Annotated in this window: 11 protein-coding genes and 1 riboswitch; of the genes, 7 read left to right on the top strand and 4 right to left on the bottom strand. The window is 75.9% G+C overall.

The genetic code is table 11. The features are described 5' to 3' along the window. Positions 1–73: 73 nt before the first annotated feature. Together BGO37_RS00560 and BGO37_RS00555 are read left to right on the top strand one after the other, a co-directional pair. Entirely contained in the window at positions 74–1,303 is a 1,230-nt protein-coding gene (locus BGO37_RS00560; RefSeq protein ID WP_291751082.1) for a sugar MFS transporter, read from the top strand. Positions 1,304–1,315: 12 nt separating this feature from the next. Next, positions 1,316–2,137, top strand: coding sequence for an RNA methyltransferase (locus BGO37_RS00555; RefSeq protein WP_291751081.1), 822 nt, complete (start codon positions 1,316–1,318; stop codon positions 2,135–2,137). Between the two features lie 24 nt (positions 2,138–2,161). Here BGO37_RS00555 and BGO37_RS00550 read toward each other — a convergent pair whose 3' ends face one another. After that, complete coding sequence (locus tag BGO37_RS00550) at positions 2,162–2,638, bottom strand: MarR family winged helix-turn-helix transcriptional regulator (protein ID WP_291751080.1); 477 nt, start codon at positions 2,636–2,638, stop codon at positions 2,162–2,164. A gap of 54 nt (positions 2,639–2,692) precedes the next feature. Here BGO37_RS00550 and BGO37_RS00545 point away from each other — a divergent pair, with 54 nt between their 5' ends. Together BGO37_RS00545 and BGO37_RS00540 are read left to right on the top strand one after the other, a co-directional pair. After that, positions 2,693–4,561: a chloride channel protein gene (locus tag BGO37_RS00545; protein ID WP_291751079.1), complete on the top strand. Its 1,869-nt coding sequence runs from the start codon at positions 2,693–2,695 to the stop codon at positions 4,559–4,561. Between the two features lie 215 nt (positions 4,562–4,776). After that, positions 4,777–4,842, top strand: a riboswitch (guanidine-III (ykkC-III) riboswitch). A 15-nt stretch (positions 4,843–4,857) separates the two neighbouring features. Further along, positions 4,858–5,115, top strand: a complete 258-nt coding sequence (locus BGO37_RS00540) for a hypothetical protein (RefSeq protein ID WP_291751078.1) — start codon at positions 4,858–4,860, stop codon at positions 5,113–5,115. A gap of 19 nt (positions 5,116–5,134) precedes the next feature. Here the strand turns inward: BGO37_RS00540 and BGO37_RS00535 are convergent, their stop codons facing one another. From BGO37_RS00535 to BGO37_RS00525, 3 genes are all read right to left on the bottom strand, one after another. Beyond that, on the bottom strand, positions 5,135–5,647 hold the full coding sequence (locus BGO37_RS00535) for an aminoacyl-tRNA deacylase (protein ID WP_291751076.1): 513 nt from the start codon (positions 5,645–5,647) through the stop codon (positions 5,135–5,137). Further along, the gene (locus BGO37_RS00530; RefSeq protein ID WP_291751074.1) at positions 5,644–6,204 is read right to left on the bottom strand and encodes a YbaK/EbsC family protein; all 561 of its coding nucleotides are present in this window, start codon (positions 6,202–6,204) and stop codon (positions 5,644–5,646) included. The genes BGO37_RS00535 and BGO37_RS00530 overlap by 4 nt, the downstream gene beginning before the upstream one ends. 181 nt (positions 6,205–6,385) lie before the next feature. Continuing rightward, positions 6,386–6,919, bottom strand: coding sequence for a YbhB/YbcL family Raf kinase inhibitor-like protein (locus BGO37_RS00525; RefSeq protein ID WP_291751072.1), 534 nt, complete (start codon positions 6,917–6,919; stop codon positions 6,386–6,388). Positions 6,920–7,062: 143 nt separating this feature from the next. Between BGO37_RS00525 and BGO37_RS00520 the strand changes: the two genes are divergently transcribed. From BGO37_RS00520 to dnaE, 3 genes are read left to right on the top strand one after another with little or no spacing between them, the layout of a single operon-like run. Next, complete coding sequence (locus BGO37_RS00520) at positions 7,063–7,872, top strand: hypothetical protein (protein ID WP_291751071.1); 810 nt, start codon at positions 7,063–7,065, stop codon at positions 7,870–7,872. Next, positions 7,869–9,590, top strand: coding sequence for a DNA polymerase Y family protein (locus BGO37_RS00515; protein ID WP_291751070.1), 1,722 nt, complete (start codon positions 7,869–7,871; stop codon positions 9,588–9,590). Before BGO37_RS00520 ends, BGO37_RS00515 begins: the two co-directional genes overlap by 4 nt. Beyond that, on the top strand, positions 9,583–13,023 hold the full coding sequence (dnaE, locus tag BGO37_RS00510; protein ID WP_291751069.1) for a DNA polymerase III subunit alpha: 3,441 nt from the start codon (positions 9,583–9,585) through the stop codon (positions 13,021–13,023). Before BGO37_RS00515 ends, dnaE begins: the two co-directional genes overlap by 8 nt.

Here is a 13,023-nt window from a genome sequence, read left to right as displayed (position 1 = left end):
CGACGGCCGCGCGTCCCGGACCGGCTCCGGGCGCGCGGCCGTCGTGCCGCTGTGCAGGCTCTAGGCTTCGGGGGTGCCACTCGTATCGTTTCGACCGCGGAGCGATCCGGCCGCGCGGACCCGCGTCGTCCGCGACCGCCTGACCCTGACCCTGTACGGCCCGTACACGGTGTGGGGATGGCTGTTGTACAGCTTCAACCCGAGCGCGCCCCTGCTGGGCCGTGACCTGCGGATCAGCGACGCGCTCGTGGGGCTCCACGGGACCGCGATGGCGGCGGGCGGCCTCGCGGCGGCCTTCCTCGCGCCCCGCGCGGTGCTGTGGTGGGGACGCCGCCGGGCCATCCTCGGGTCGCTGGTGCTCGTGGTCGTCGGCGTCAGCGGGCTCCTCACCGGGCCGGCGCTGGGGTGGACCCTCACCGCGATGCTCGTGCTCTCGCTGGGCGGGAACGTCCTGATCTCGGCCACCCAGGTGGGCCTGGCGCTGCACCAGGGGCCGGCCGCATCGGCGGCCATCAGCGAGGGCAACGCCGTCGGCTCGGGCGTCGGCCTCCTGGGCCCGCTCGCCGTCGGTGCCGCGGTCGCGGTCGGCTGGGGGTGGCGCCCGGGCGTGCTGGTGACCGCGGGCCTCGCCGTCGTCGTCATCGTGCTCATCGCCCGCCTCCCCGAGTCCGAGAGCCTGCCGCGCCGGGCTGTCCCGGTGGTGGCGCGCGGTGACGCCGCGCCCGCCCGCCGCCGCCGTGGCACGGCCGCGGTCATGTTCGTCGGCGGCGTCGTCGCGGCCGTCGCCGTGGAGAACGCCACGACCTACTGGTCGACGAAGCTCGTCATCGAGCGCACGGGGGCGGGAGCCGGCATCGCGGCGGCCGCCACGGCCGGGCTCGTGGCCGGCATGACGGCCATCCGGCTCATCGTCGGGCCGCTCTCGCTGCGGCTCGCGCCCGCCCGCCTGCTCGCCGCGGGCTTCCTGTTCACCGTCGTCGGCTGGACCGTGCTGTGGACCACGACGAGCACGGGCGTCGCGCTGGCCGGGCTGGTGCTGGCCGGCCTGGGCCTGGGCGTGCAGTACCCGCTGTCGATCGCACTGCTGCTGGCCGCCTCGCCCGGGCACTCCGACCGCGCCCAGGGCGACGCCACCCTGTGGGGCTCGCTGTCGATCGGCGTCGCGCCGTTCCTCCTCGGCTGGCTGTCCGACCAGGTGGGGATGCACACCGCCTTCGTCGCCGTGCCGCTGTTTGCGCTGGCGGGCGCGGTGGTGGCCGCGCTGGGGGGCCGGGCGCTGCGCCGGGCGGCGGCCGCGGGCTGACAGGATCGGAGCATGCTGACTCCGCACGTGCTGCCCGTGACCGAGGCGGCCGACGAGCGGCTCGCCGACTACGTGTCGCTCACCGACGTCGCGCTGCGCTCGCGGCACGAGCCAGGGGCCGGCCTGTACATCGCCGAGAGCTCCACGGTGCTGGGCCGCGCGCTGGAGGCGGGGCACCGGCCTCGCTCGGTGCTGCTGGCGCCTCGATGGCTGCCGGACGTGCTGGGGATGCTGGCGGCCGCGCCGGCCGTCGGCGACATGCCGGTCTACGTCGCCGAGGAGCCCGTGCTCGAGGCCATCACGGGGTTCCACGTGCACCGTGGCGCGCTGGCGGCGATGCAGCGGCCGGCGTTGCCCGCCCTGGCCGACGTGCTGACCGGGGCGCGACGCGTGGCGGTGCTCGAGGACATCGTCGACCACACGAACGTCGGGGCCGCCTTCCGCTCCGCCGCGGCGCTGGGCGTCGACGCCGTGCTCGTGACGCCGCGCTGCGCCGACCCGCTGTACCGGCGCTCGGTGCGTGTCTCCATGGGAACCGTGTTCCAGGTGCCCTGGACGCGGATCGACCCGTGGCCGGCGGGGGTGGACGACCTGCGCGCCGCGGGGTTCGTCGTCGCGGCCCTGGCGCTCTCCGACGAGTCCATCAGCCTGGACGACCTGGTCGCGGACCCGCCGGAGCGGCTGGCGCTGGTGCTGGGTGCCGAGGGCGACGGCCTCAAGCCGCGGACCGTCGCCTCGGCGGACCTCGTCGTGCGGATCCCGATGGCGGGCGGGGTCGACTCGCTCAACGTCGCGGCGGCCGCGGCCGTGGCCTTCTGGGCGACGCGGGTCTGAGCGCGGAGGCGGTGCCTCCCGGCGTCAGAGCCCTGGGACGAGGAGGTCGTCGATCGGCGGTTCGCCGGCGGCGGAGGCGAAGAGCGTCAGGCCGCGGATGACGGCCGCTCGTTCGTCGGGCGACAGGTGGGTGATCACGCTGCGGATCTCCTGACGCCTGCGAGCCGTGGCCTCCTCGACCAGGTGCCTGCCCGACTCGGTGAGGTCGACGAGCACCTCGCGGCGACTGTCGGGGTTCTCGCGCCGGGTGATCCAGCCGCCGGCTTCCATCCTGTCGAGGGAGCGGGTGAAGGTCGACGGCACCGCGTCCATGCGGGCGGCCAGCGTGCCGGTGCGCAGCGGGCCTTCGGCCGACAGGATGACGAGGACCCGGAACTGGGGCGGCGTGACGAGCTCGAGCGCGTTGGCGACCGAGCGGGCGACGACACCGAGCAACGCGCGGGAGGCGGTGAGGGTGGCGTCGACCGCCGCGCCTACCCCGTCCGGCGCTCCTTTCGGCATGCCCACCCCTCCCGGATTCGCATGTAGCCATGCAACAGTTGCATCATTACACGCGTGTCGTCATCGTCGTCCTGGCTCCGCAGCTCCCGCTTCGGCCTGTTCACGCTAGCAGTGGGGGTCGGGGCTGCCTCCGGCCTGGCCGCCGTCGGCTTCCGCTACCTCATCCAGCTGGTCACCTGGCTGATGACGGGTCAGGGCGAGTTCGGGCAGGCCGGCCGCGTGGCCAGCTCCCACCTGCCCTGGCTCGGGTCGGCCTTCTACGTGCTCGTCCCGGTCATCGGCGGCATCGTCTACGGCCCGGTGGTCTACCGCTACGCCCGCGAGGCGCGCGGCCACGGGGTGCCCGAGGTGATGGTCGCGGTGGCGGAGAACGGCGGCCGGATGCGGCCTCGGGTCGCGGCGATCAAGGCGATGGCCTCGGCGGTGACCATCGGGACCGGCGGCAGCGTCGGGCGCGAAGGCCCGATCGTGCAGATCGGCTCGGCCCTCGCCTCGACGCTCGGCCAGTGGGTGCGCGTGCCCGAGGCCCGGCTGCGGATCCTCGTCGCCTGCGGCGCGGGCGGGGCCATCGCGGCGACGTTCAACGCACCGATCGCCGGCGTGTTCTTCGGTGTCGAGATCATCCTGCGGGACATGTCGGGCGACGCCCTGTTCGCCGTGATGCTGTCCGCGATGCTGGCCGACGCCGTGGCGCGCCCCATCCTGGGCAACCAGCCCTTCCTGTCCCAGTTCCCGCACGGGATCACGCTGCACGGTTCGTCGGACTACGTGCTCGTGGCCGTCCTCGCCGTGCTCTCGGCCCTCGTCGGCCAGCTGTTCCGGGCCGCGCTGTACTGGATCGAGGACCGCTGCGACCGCCTCTGGGGCAGCCGCCCGGAGTGGGCCCGACCCATCGTGGGTGGCCTGGCGGTCGGCCTGCTGCTGCTCCTGGTGCCGCAGATGTACGGGGTGGGCTACCCGGTGATGTTCAAGGCCCTGGCCGGCAGCTACGCCACCTGGTTCGTGCTGGTGCTCCTGCTGGCGAAGATCCTGGCCACCAGCCTCACGCTGGGGGTCGGCGGCTCGGGGGGCGTGTTCGCCCCCTCCCTGTTCATCGGTCTGATGACCGGTGTGCTCTACGGAGCGCTGGTCAGCCACCTGTTCGGCGCCAGCGCGGGCGACCCCGCGCTGTACGCCGCTGTCGGCATGGCCGGCGTCTTCGGCTCGTCCACCCGCGCCCCGCTCACCGCGCTCGCCAGCGTGGTGGAGATGACCGGGGACTACTCCATCACCCTGTCGATCATGCTGACCGTGGCGATCTCCACCCTCATCTCCCGGCGCGTGAGCTACGGCACCATCTACACCACGAAGCTGCTCCGCCGCGGCCAGGACATCGACCGGACCGCGCCGTGGCGATCCTTCACCGACCTGCGTGCCGACCAGGCGATGGACGTCGCGTCGCCGTCGATCCGGATCCCGACGGCGCAGCCGGCGGAACCGGCGGGCGAGGCGGTGCTCGGCGCGCCGGTCGTCCGGCAGCGCGCGCCCCGCCCCGTCTTCGCCTCCGAGTCCCTCGTCGAGGTGCTGCGTCACCTCGAGACCCATGGCGAGGAGGTCATCCCCGTGGTCGACGACGGCGCGGACCAGGTGGTCGGCTGGGTCACCGGCACCTCCGTGCTGCGCACCATCGCACGCCAGCTGGCGGTGCACCCGCACACCGCCGACGGAGGTGCGGACGGCCGCAGCACGTTGCCCGGTCACGAGGTCGTCGCCGTCGCGGTCACCGACGACTCCACCCTGGTCGGGGCGCGGCTGGGCGACGTCTCGTGGCCCGACGGGTATGCGGCAGTCGGCTACAGCCGTGGCCGGCGCCGGGGAGAGCCGCTGCCCGACGTCGTGCTGCACGCCGGCGACCACGTGGAGCTCCTGACCCGCCGACCGTGACCGGGTCGGTGCGGATCCCGGTGGCAGCCCTGCTCTGAGCCGGTGCCGGCTCGCAGCTCGCGCGAACCGGCCGTCCGAGGCCTGGACCTAGTCGTCCGGGCCTGTGACGTGCGCGGCTTCCGCGGCCGAACGTGCCGGGCGGTTTCACGACCCTGCGCATCGGCGTCCGGCGCGGCGGGCCAGCGCCGGCCCGCCCGCACGCATGGGATCCTGAGGGCCGGCCCGTCGCCGCGGGCCGCCGGACGAGGTGCGCCGTACCCGGCCCGACAAGACGACGCTCCCGGAAGGTGCGCGTCATGGCAGGTCAGGTCGTCCAGGTCGTCGGCTCGTTGCTCGTGCTCGCCGCGTTCGCGGCGTCGCAGGCCGGGCGTCTCGAGACCACGTCCGTGCGGTACCTCGTCCTCAACCTCGTGGGCTCCGGCACGCTCGCCGTCCAGGCGGCCGTCACGAGCCAGTGGGGGTTCCTGCTGCTCGAGGGCGTGTGGGCGATCGTGTCGCTCGTCGGGCTCGTCCGGCCGCGGCGCCCCCGGCGGGGTGTCCCGGCGGCCGGCTGAGCGGGTCGTCGACCGGTGCTCAGGACTCCGGGTCCGTCACGTCGGCGACGGTCGCCCCCAGCGCGCGGACCACGTCGTCGCCGACGAGCGTCGCGGCGACGCCGTGCGCGCCGGCGCCGATGGAGACGCTGCGTCCGCCGGTGACGCGCTCGTCGGCGATCACCGGCCAGGCGCGCAGCGAGCCGAACGGGGTGATGGTGCCCCGCTCGTACCCGGTGACGTCCTTGGCGGTGGCGGCGTCCGGCATCGACATCCGGCTGATGCCGAGCAGCGCGCGGAGCTTGGGCCAGGAGATGGTCCGGTCGCCCGGGACCAGGACGAAGAGGAAGTCGTCGCCACCACGTCGCACGACGATCGTCTTGAGCACGTCGGCGGGTTCCAGGCCGCGGGCCGCGGCGGCCTCGGCCAGGGAGCTGACCCGGCCGTGCCGGGTGATCGCGTAGGGGACGCCGGCGGCCGCCAGCGCGGCGGCGGCGCGCGCCTCGCCGTCCGCCGGGCCGGTCGTGGCGGCGCCCGCGCTCGCGTCGCTCACGAGAGCGCCAGCCCCTCCACGAGCTCGATGCCGGGCGCGCTCGCCAGCAGCGCCCCGGGCAGGGACAGCTTGGAGCGGCGCACGCCGCTGCCGATGACCACGCGGTCGCCGGCGTCGGGATCGGTGCTCGCCACCGAGGCGTCGATCAGCACCCGGTAGTGCCCAGGCAGGCCGAGGAACGTGATGCCGCCGTACTCCATGCCGGACTCGGCGGTGGCGCGGTCCATCGGCAGGAAGGTGGCCTTCCGGACGTCGAGCAGCCGCTTGACGACGTTGTTGACGTCGGCGCGCGTGGTGGCGCGCACGCCGGCGGCCGCGAGGCGTTCGGTGCCCTCGCGCCGGCCGACGACGAGCACGCAGTTGACCGAGCCCGACGACGGCAGGCCGTAGGCCTCGTTGAGGGCGGCGGTGTCGGCGAGGTCGGGGTCGATCTCGGTCACGTGGACCTCGTCGGCCACCTCCGCGACGGCCGCGGCCCAGGAGGTGAGCGCGGCCGCGGTCGCCGGTGCGAGCAGGTCGGGGCGCGCGAGGGCGGGCACCCAGGTCAGCGTCGGCATGCCCGCACGGTAGCTCGCCGCGGCGACGCTCGTCGTGCCGCGACCGCCCGCTGGTTCGTCGTCCCGGAGCGGCACGACCTGGCGACCCGTCGGGGCGCGTGGCGCTCGACCGCGACCGACGCCGGCTCGTCGTGCCAGGACCGCGCGAGCCCGCCCGGCCGCGGGTTCGTCGGGCCTGGGGCTACCGCGAGTAGGTGGCGGTGAGCGTCGCCCGGGCCAGCGTGTGGCCGCGGGCGGTGAACGCGACGGCCGCCGGGCTCGTCGTCGGCCCGACGCCCAGCTCGTCCACGTCCAGGGCGTGCACGGCGAAGACGTAGCGGTGCGCCCGGTCGCCCCGGGGCGGTCCGGCGCCCTCGTAGCCGTCGTCGCCGCCGTCGCTGCGCACGTGGAACGCGCCGCGCGGCAGGTGGGCGCCGCCGTGGCCGCCCGCGCCGTGGTCGAGGGACGTGACGGTCCCGGGGACGTCGACGACGGTCCAGTGCCAGTAGCCGGAGGGCGTGGGCGCGTCGGGGTCGAAGCAGTTGACGAGGAACGAGCGGGTGCCGGCCGGGAAGCCGCTCCAGGCGAGGGCGGGGGACTGGTTGCCGCCGTCCACGGCGTACACGGCGGGCAGCCGGGACCCGTCGGTGATGTCGGGGCTGGTGAGGGTGAAGGAGGGGACGGGCGGCAGCTTGCCGTAGGGGTCCTCCGCGACCGGGCGGTCGAGGGACGTCATCGGTGACCTCCTGCGTCGGTGGTGCGTCCCAGCATGGTCCGTGGCGGCCGTCGGCGCTCGCGGTCGATTGACACGGAGGGCGTGTCGGCGTGTACTGGCATCATCGAACGTGTGTTCGAGAACGAGCTGGTAGGGGGCAGGGCATGACGGCCGTGGCGGAGGCCCGCGAGGTGGCGGCGCAGGCCCGGGCCGAGCGCGCGGCGCTGGCGTGGGAGGCGCTGGCACGCGCGGAGCTGCGCACGGGGGCACGCAGCGTCCGCGCGGCCCCGGCGGCGCCGTCCGCGGTGCCGTCGGTCCCGGCAGCGGACGACGAACCAGCGCGGCCGGCCGCCCTCATCACGGCCGAGCGGCCCCCGATGGCGGTGCCGCCGGCGCTGGCGCCGCTGCTGCCCGAGGGGCTGCGCCGCGGCGGCACCACCGCGGTGACGGGGTCGACCTCGCTGGTCCTGGCGCTGCTGGCGCACGCGTGCGCGCACGGCGCGTGGGTCGCCGTCGTCGGGCGCCCGGACCTCGGGGTGCTGGCGGCATCGCAGGCCGGGCTGGACCTCGAGCGGCTGGCGATGGTGCCGTCGCCGGGGGCGGACGCGCCGGCGGTGGTGGCGGCGCTGCTCGACGGGCTGGACGTCGTCGTCGTCGGCCCCGGGGCGCGGCTGACCGACGCCGACCGGCGACGGCTGGCGGCGCGAGCCCGGGACCGCGGGGCGGTGCTCATGCCGACGTACGCGTGGCCGGGCGCGGGCACCACGCTCGTCGTCGAGGGTGGCCGGTGGACCGGGGTCGGCACCGGCGACGGCTGGCTGCGCGCGCACCGGCTGCGGGTGGCGCGCACGGGGCGCGGGGTGGGGGCCGGGCGCACGGTCGACCTCGTCCTGCCGCTGGGTGCGCAGGTGCCCGACGAGCCGGCGGTGGCCCCCGTGGCGGCGCCGGGCGAAGGACTGAGGCTCGTCGGATGAGCACGTCCCTCATCACCCGGACCACTGTCGTCTGGGTGCCGGACTGGCCGGTCGCCGCGGCGGCCGCGGCGGTCGGCATCCCGGGGCACCTGCCGGCGGCGGTGCACGACGGGCAGCGGATCGTCGCGACCTCGGCGCTCGCCCGTGCCGAGGGTGTCCGCCGTGGCATGCGCCGCCGGCAGGCGCAGGGCTGCTGCCCCGAGCTCGTGCTGCTGGCCGCCGACGACGCGCGGGACGTGCGCGCGTTCGAGCCGGTCGCCACCGCGGTGGAGGGCGTCGTCGCCGGCGTCGAGGTCGCCCGGCCCGGCCTGCTGCTGCTGCCGGCGGGTGGCGCGAGCCGGTACCACGGCTCGGAGGAGGCGCTGGCGGTCGCCCTCGTCGATGCCGTGGCGGGCACGGGCTTCGAGTGCGGCGTGGGCACGGCCGACGGGCTGCTGGCGGCGGTGCTGGCGGCGCGCACCGGGGCGGTGGTCACAGCGGGATGCTCGGCGGCGTTCCTCGCCGGGTACGGGATCGACGAGCTGGTGCACGCCACCGTCACCGACGAGCAGGCGGCCCAGGTGGCGGACCTCGTCGACCTGCTGCAGCGGCTCGGGCTGCGGACGCTCGGCGGGCTGGCGGCGCTGCCGACGGGCAGCGTGCACGCGCGGTTCGGGCGGCTCGGGACGTGGGCGCACCTGCTGGCGAACGGGCTCGACGAGCGGCCGCCCGCGCGCCGGCGCCCGGAGGCCGACCTCGTCGCGACGGCCGACCTGGACCCGCCGCTGGAGCGGGTGGACCAGGCGACCTTCGCCGGACGGCGGCTCGCCGAGCAGCTGCACGACGACCTGGTGGCGCGCGGCGTCGCCTGCGGCCGGCTGGAGGTGGCGGCGGCCACCGACGACGGCACGGTGCTCGCCCGCACGTGGCGCACCGACCTCGGCGGCTGGGGCGGGCTGACCCCGGCACGGATGACCGACCGGATCCGCTGGCAGCTCGAGGGATGGCTGACCGCCGGGTCGCCGGGGCACGAAGAGCACCCGGTGACGCTGGTGCGCCTGACCCTCACCGCGCTCGACGTGCTGCCGGCCGCCGCCGAGCAGGGGCGCCTGTGGGGCGGCCCGTCGGGTGGGGACCTGCGTGCGCACCGCGCCCTGGAGCGGGTGCAGGGGATCATCGGCGGCTCGGGGGTGCTCGTCGCCACCCTGGCGGGCGGACGCGACGTGCGCGAGCAGGTCCACCTGCGGGCGTGGGGCGAGCAGATCGACCCGCCACGGCCGGTCGACCGACCCTGGCCCGGGCGACTGCCCGAGCCGGCGCCGGCGACGGTGCTGACGGCCTCGTGCCGGGTCGAGCTGCGGGACGCCCTCGGGAACGCGGTGCGGTACGACGAGCGGACCGGGCTCGTGGGGGAACCGGCGGTCGTCGTCTGGCCGCCCGACGAGCCGACGGCGACAGGGGACGGGCGGCCGGGGAGGGACGGGTCCGTCGACGGGAGCCAGGGCGTGCGCTCGCCCCTGGGCGGGGGGCGCTCGTCGGTCGCCGCCACCCAGGAGACGCGCTCGTCGGCGGTCGTCGGGTGGGCGGGGCCGTGGCCGGTGTGCGAGCGGTGGTGGGCGCCGGGGTCGGTCGGCCCGGTGGTGCGTGCCCACCTGCAGGTGGCGCTCGACGACGGGCGCGGCGTGCTGCTCGTCGGGACCCCCGGCCAGGGGTGGACGTGCGAGGCGACGTATGACTGACGTCCGCTACGCGGAGCTGCACGCCCACACCGCCTACTCGTTCCTCGACGGGGCCAGCCAGCCGGAGGAGCTCGCCGCCGAGGCGTCCCGGCTCGGGCTGGAGGCCCTGGGGGTGACGGACCACGACGGGCTGTACGGCGTGGTGCGGTTCAGCCAGGCCGCCAAGGCGGTCGAGCTGCCGACGGTGTTCGGCGCCGAGCTGCACCTGCCCGCACCCGACGGGCGCCGGCACCCGCGCGAGCGGACCCGTGCGACGCCCGGCCTGCCCGTGCTCGACCCGCCGACGGCCGTCCCCGACCCGCGGGCGACGCACCTCGTCGTGCTGGCCCGCGGGCCGGACGGCTACCGGGCGCTGTCGCGCGCCATCGCCGAGGGGCACCTGCGCACCGGGGAGAAGGGCGCCGCCGAGTACCACCTCGAGGAGCTGGCGGAGCGCGCCGCCGGGCGGTGGCTGGTGCTGACCGGCTGCCGCAAGGGTTCGGTGCGCCGCGCGTTGTCCGGCGGCGACCCGTCGGGGACCGCGGGGGTGGTCCCGGGCGGGTTCGACGCCGCACGCACCGAGCTCGACCGGCTGACGGCGCTGTTCGGGCGGGACAACGTCGCGGTCGAGGTCACCGCCTCCGGGGACGCCCACGACGCCGAGCTCTCCGACGCGCTCGCCGAGCTCGCCGCCGGTGCCCGTCTGCCGCTCGTCGCGACGGGGAACGTCCACTACGCCACGCCGCGCGACGCGGACCTCGCGGCGGCGCTCGCGGCCGTGCGGGCACGCTCCGCGCTCGACGACATGGACGGCTGGCTGCCCGGCGCCCCGATGGCGCACCTGCGCTCGGCGGCCGAGATGCTCGCGCTGCACCGCCGCCACCCGCGGGCGGTGCCGACCGCCGCGGAGCTGGCGCTGGAGTGCGCCTTCGACCTGTCCCTCGTCGCGCCCAGGCTGCCGCCGTACCCGGTGCCGCCGGGGCACGACGAGGCCAGCTGGCTGCGCGAGCTCGTCCGCCGGGGCGCCCTCGAGCGCTACGGACCGCCCGGGCACGAGCGCGTCGCGGGCGCGTACGCGCAGATCGAGCACGAGCTGCGCGTCATCGAGGACCTCGGCTTCCCGGGGTACTTCCTCGTCGTCTACGACCTCGTCGAGTTCTGCCGCAGGAACGGGATCCTCGCGCAGGGCCGGGGGTCGGCCGCCAACTCGGCGGTCTGCTACGCGCTCGGGGTCACCGCGGTCGACGCCGTGGCGCACCACCTGCTGTTCGAGCGATTCCTCGCCCCCGAGCGGGACGGCCCGCCGGACATCGACGTCGACATCGAGTCGAAGCGGCGCGAGGAGGTGATCCAGTACGTCTACACCACGCACGGGCGTGAGCACGCCGCGCAGGTGGCGAACGTCATCTCCTACCGTCCGCGCTCGGCGGTGCGCGACGCGGCCAGGGCGCTCGGCTACGACGTCGGCCAGCAGGACGCGTGGAGCACGTCGATCGAACGGTGGGGGAGCCTGCGCGGGCCGAGGATCCCCAGCGAGTGGTGGACGGTGTATCGGTCCGGACCCGCGGCGCCCGAACCGGCGCCCGGCACGCCCGTCGAGGGCGGCCACGACGTGGTGCCGTCGGTGCTGCCGCCGTCCGCCGAGGCGGAGGCCGAGATCCCGGACGCGGTGATCGACCTGGCGGAGCGGATGCTGCGCCTGCCGCGGCACCTGGGCATCCACTCCGGGGGCATGGTGATGTGCGACCGGCCGGTCATCGAGGTGTGCCCGGTGGAGTGGGCGCGGATGCCGGGGCGCACCGTGCTCCAGTGGGACAAGGACGACTGCGCCGACGCCGGCCTGGTGAAGTTCGACCTGCTCGGGCTGGGGATGCTCACCGCGCTGCGGCTGATGTTCGGCGAGGTCGAGCGGCACACCGGCGAGCGGCTGACGCTGCACGGCCTGCCGCAGGAGGACCCGAAGGTCTACGAGCTGCTGAGCGCCGCGGACTCGGTCGGGGTGTTCCAGGTGGAGTCGCGCGCGCAGATGGGCACGCTGCCGCGGCTGGCCCCGAAGAACTTCTACGACATCGTCGTCGAGGTCGCGCTCATCCGGCCCGGGCCCATCCAGGGCGGGTCGGTGCACCCGTACATCGAGCGGGCCAAGGGACGCGAGAAGGTGACGTACCTCCATGATCTGCTGCGGCCGTCGCTCGAGCGGACCAAGGGCGTGCCCCTCTTCCAGGAGCAGCTGATGCAGATGGCGGTCGACGCCGCCGGGTTCACGCCGGCGGAGGCGGACCAGCTGCGCCGGGCGATGGGCTCGAAGCGGTCGCTCGAGCGGATGCAGGCGCTGCACCAGCGTCTGCTGGACGGGATGGCGCGCAACGGCATCGCGCGGGACGTCGGCGAGCAGATCTACGACAAGCTCAAGGCGTTCGCCGACTTCGGGTTCCCGGAGTCGCACGCGTACTCGTTCGCCTACCTGGTGTACGCCAGCGCGTGGCTGAAGGTGTACCACCCGGCCGCGTTCTACGCGGGTGTGCTCGCGGCCCAGCCGATGGGCTTCTACTCGCCGCAGAGCCTCGTCGCCGACGCCCGCCGGCACGGCATCGGCGTGCTGCGCCCCGACGTGCAGGCCTCCGGCGTGCAGGCGCTCGTCGAACGCGTGGGGCCGACCCCGCCGGGCGGCGAGCCGCTGCTGCGGCCCCGGCCGAGCGGCACGGGCGACGTGCCCGCCCCCGGCATGCTGGGGCACGACGAGCGATCGCTGGCGATCCGGCTCGGCCTGGCGCCGGTGCGGGCCATCGGCGAGGAGACCGCGACGCGGCTGGTCGACGAGCGGACGGCGCACGGGCCCTTCGCGGACCTCCACGACCTGGTGCGCCGCGTGGACCTGACGACCGCCCAGCTCGAGTCGCTCGCGACGGCGGGCGCGCTGGCCCCGCTGGGCGTCAGCCGGCGCGAGGGGCTGTGGGCGGCCGGCGCGCTGGCCGCCGAGGGGCCGGACACCCTGCCGGGGGTGTCGGTCGGCGTGACCGCGCCGACCCTGCCGGGCCTGGAGGTCGTCGAGGAGGCGACCGCCGACGTGTGGGCGACGGGCGTGTCCGTCGACTCGTACCCCACGCAGTTCGTCCGCGGCGGCCTCGACGAGGCGGGTGTGCTGCGCGTGGCGGACACCTACCGGGACCCCGTGCCCGGCGGGCGGGTGGCGGTCGCGGGCGTGGTGACGCACCGGCAGCGGCCGGGCACCGCGCAGGGGGTGACGTTCCTGTCGCTGGAGGACGAGACGGGGCTGCTCAACGTCATCTGCTCGGCGGGGCTGTGGCAGAGGTTCCGGCGCACCGCACGGACCTCGAAGGCGCTCGTCGTGCGCGGCCGCCTGGAACGCAACGACGACGCGACGAACCTCGTCGCCGAGCACCTCGCCCCGCTGTCGCTGCGGGTGCGCACGTCGAGCCGGGACTTCCGATGA

It is taken from the genome of Cellulomonas sp. 73-92 (assembly GCF_001898175.1).
Lineage (GTDB): Bacteria > Actinomycetota > Actinomycetes > Actinomycetales > Cellulomonadaceae > Cellulomonas.
The sequence above is the reverse complement of the archived record's forward strand: the minus strand, read 5'-3'. Positions and strand labels throughout refer to the sequence as shown.

Bases quoted from the DNA above. Each gene is read 5' to 3' on its own strand.
- BGO37_RS00525 (WP_291751072.1), bottom strand. From the start codon at position 6,919: ATGACGTCCCTCGACCGCCCGGTCGCGGAGGACCCCTACGGCAAGCTG.
- BGO37_RS00540 (WP_291751078.1), top strand. From the start codon at position 4,858: ATGGCAGGTCAGGTCGTCCAGGTCGTCGGCTCGTTGCTCGTGCTCGCC.
- BGO37_RS00550 (WP_291751080.1), bottom strand. From the start codon at position 2,638: ATGCCGAAAGGAGCGCCGGACGGGGTAGGCGCGGCGGTCGACGCCACC.
- dnaE (WP_291751069.1), top strand. From the start codon at position 9,583: ATGACTGACGTCCGCTACGCGGAGCTGCACGCCCACACCGCCTACTCG.
- BGO37_RS00520 (WP_291751071.1), top strand. From the start codon at position 7,063: ATGACGGCCGTGGCGGAGGCCCGCGAGGTGGCGGCGCAGGCCCGGGCC.
- BGO37_RS00555 (WP_291751081.1), top strand. From the start codon at position 1,316: ATGCTGACTCCGCACGTGCTGCCCGTGACCGAGGCGGCCGACGAGCGG.
- BGO37_RS00515 (WP_291751070.1), top strand. From the start codon at position 7,869: ATGAGCACGTCCCTCATCACCCGGACCACTGTCGTCTGGGTGCCGGAC.
- BGO37_RS00530 (WP_291751074.1), bottom strand. From the start codon at position 6,204: ATGCCGACGCTGACCTGGGTGCCCGCCCTCGCGCGCCCCGACCTGCTC.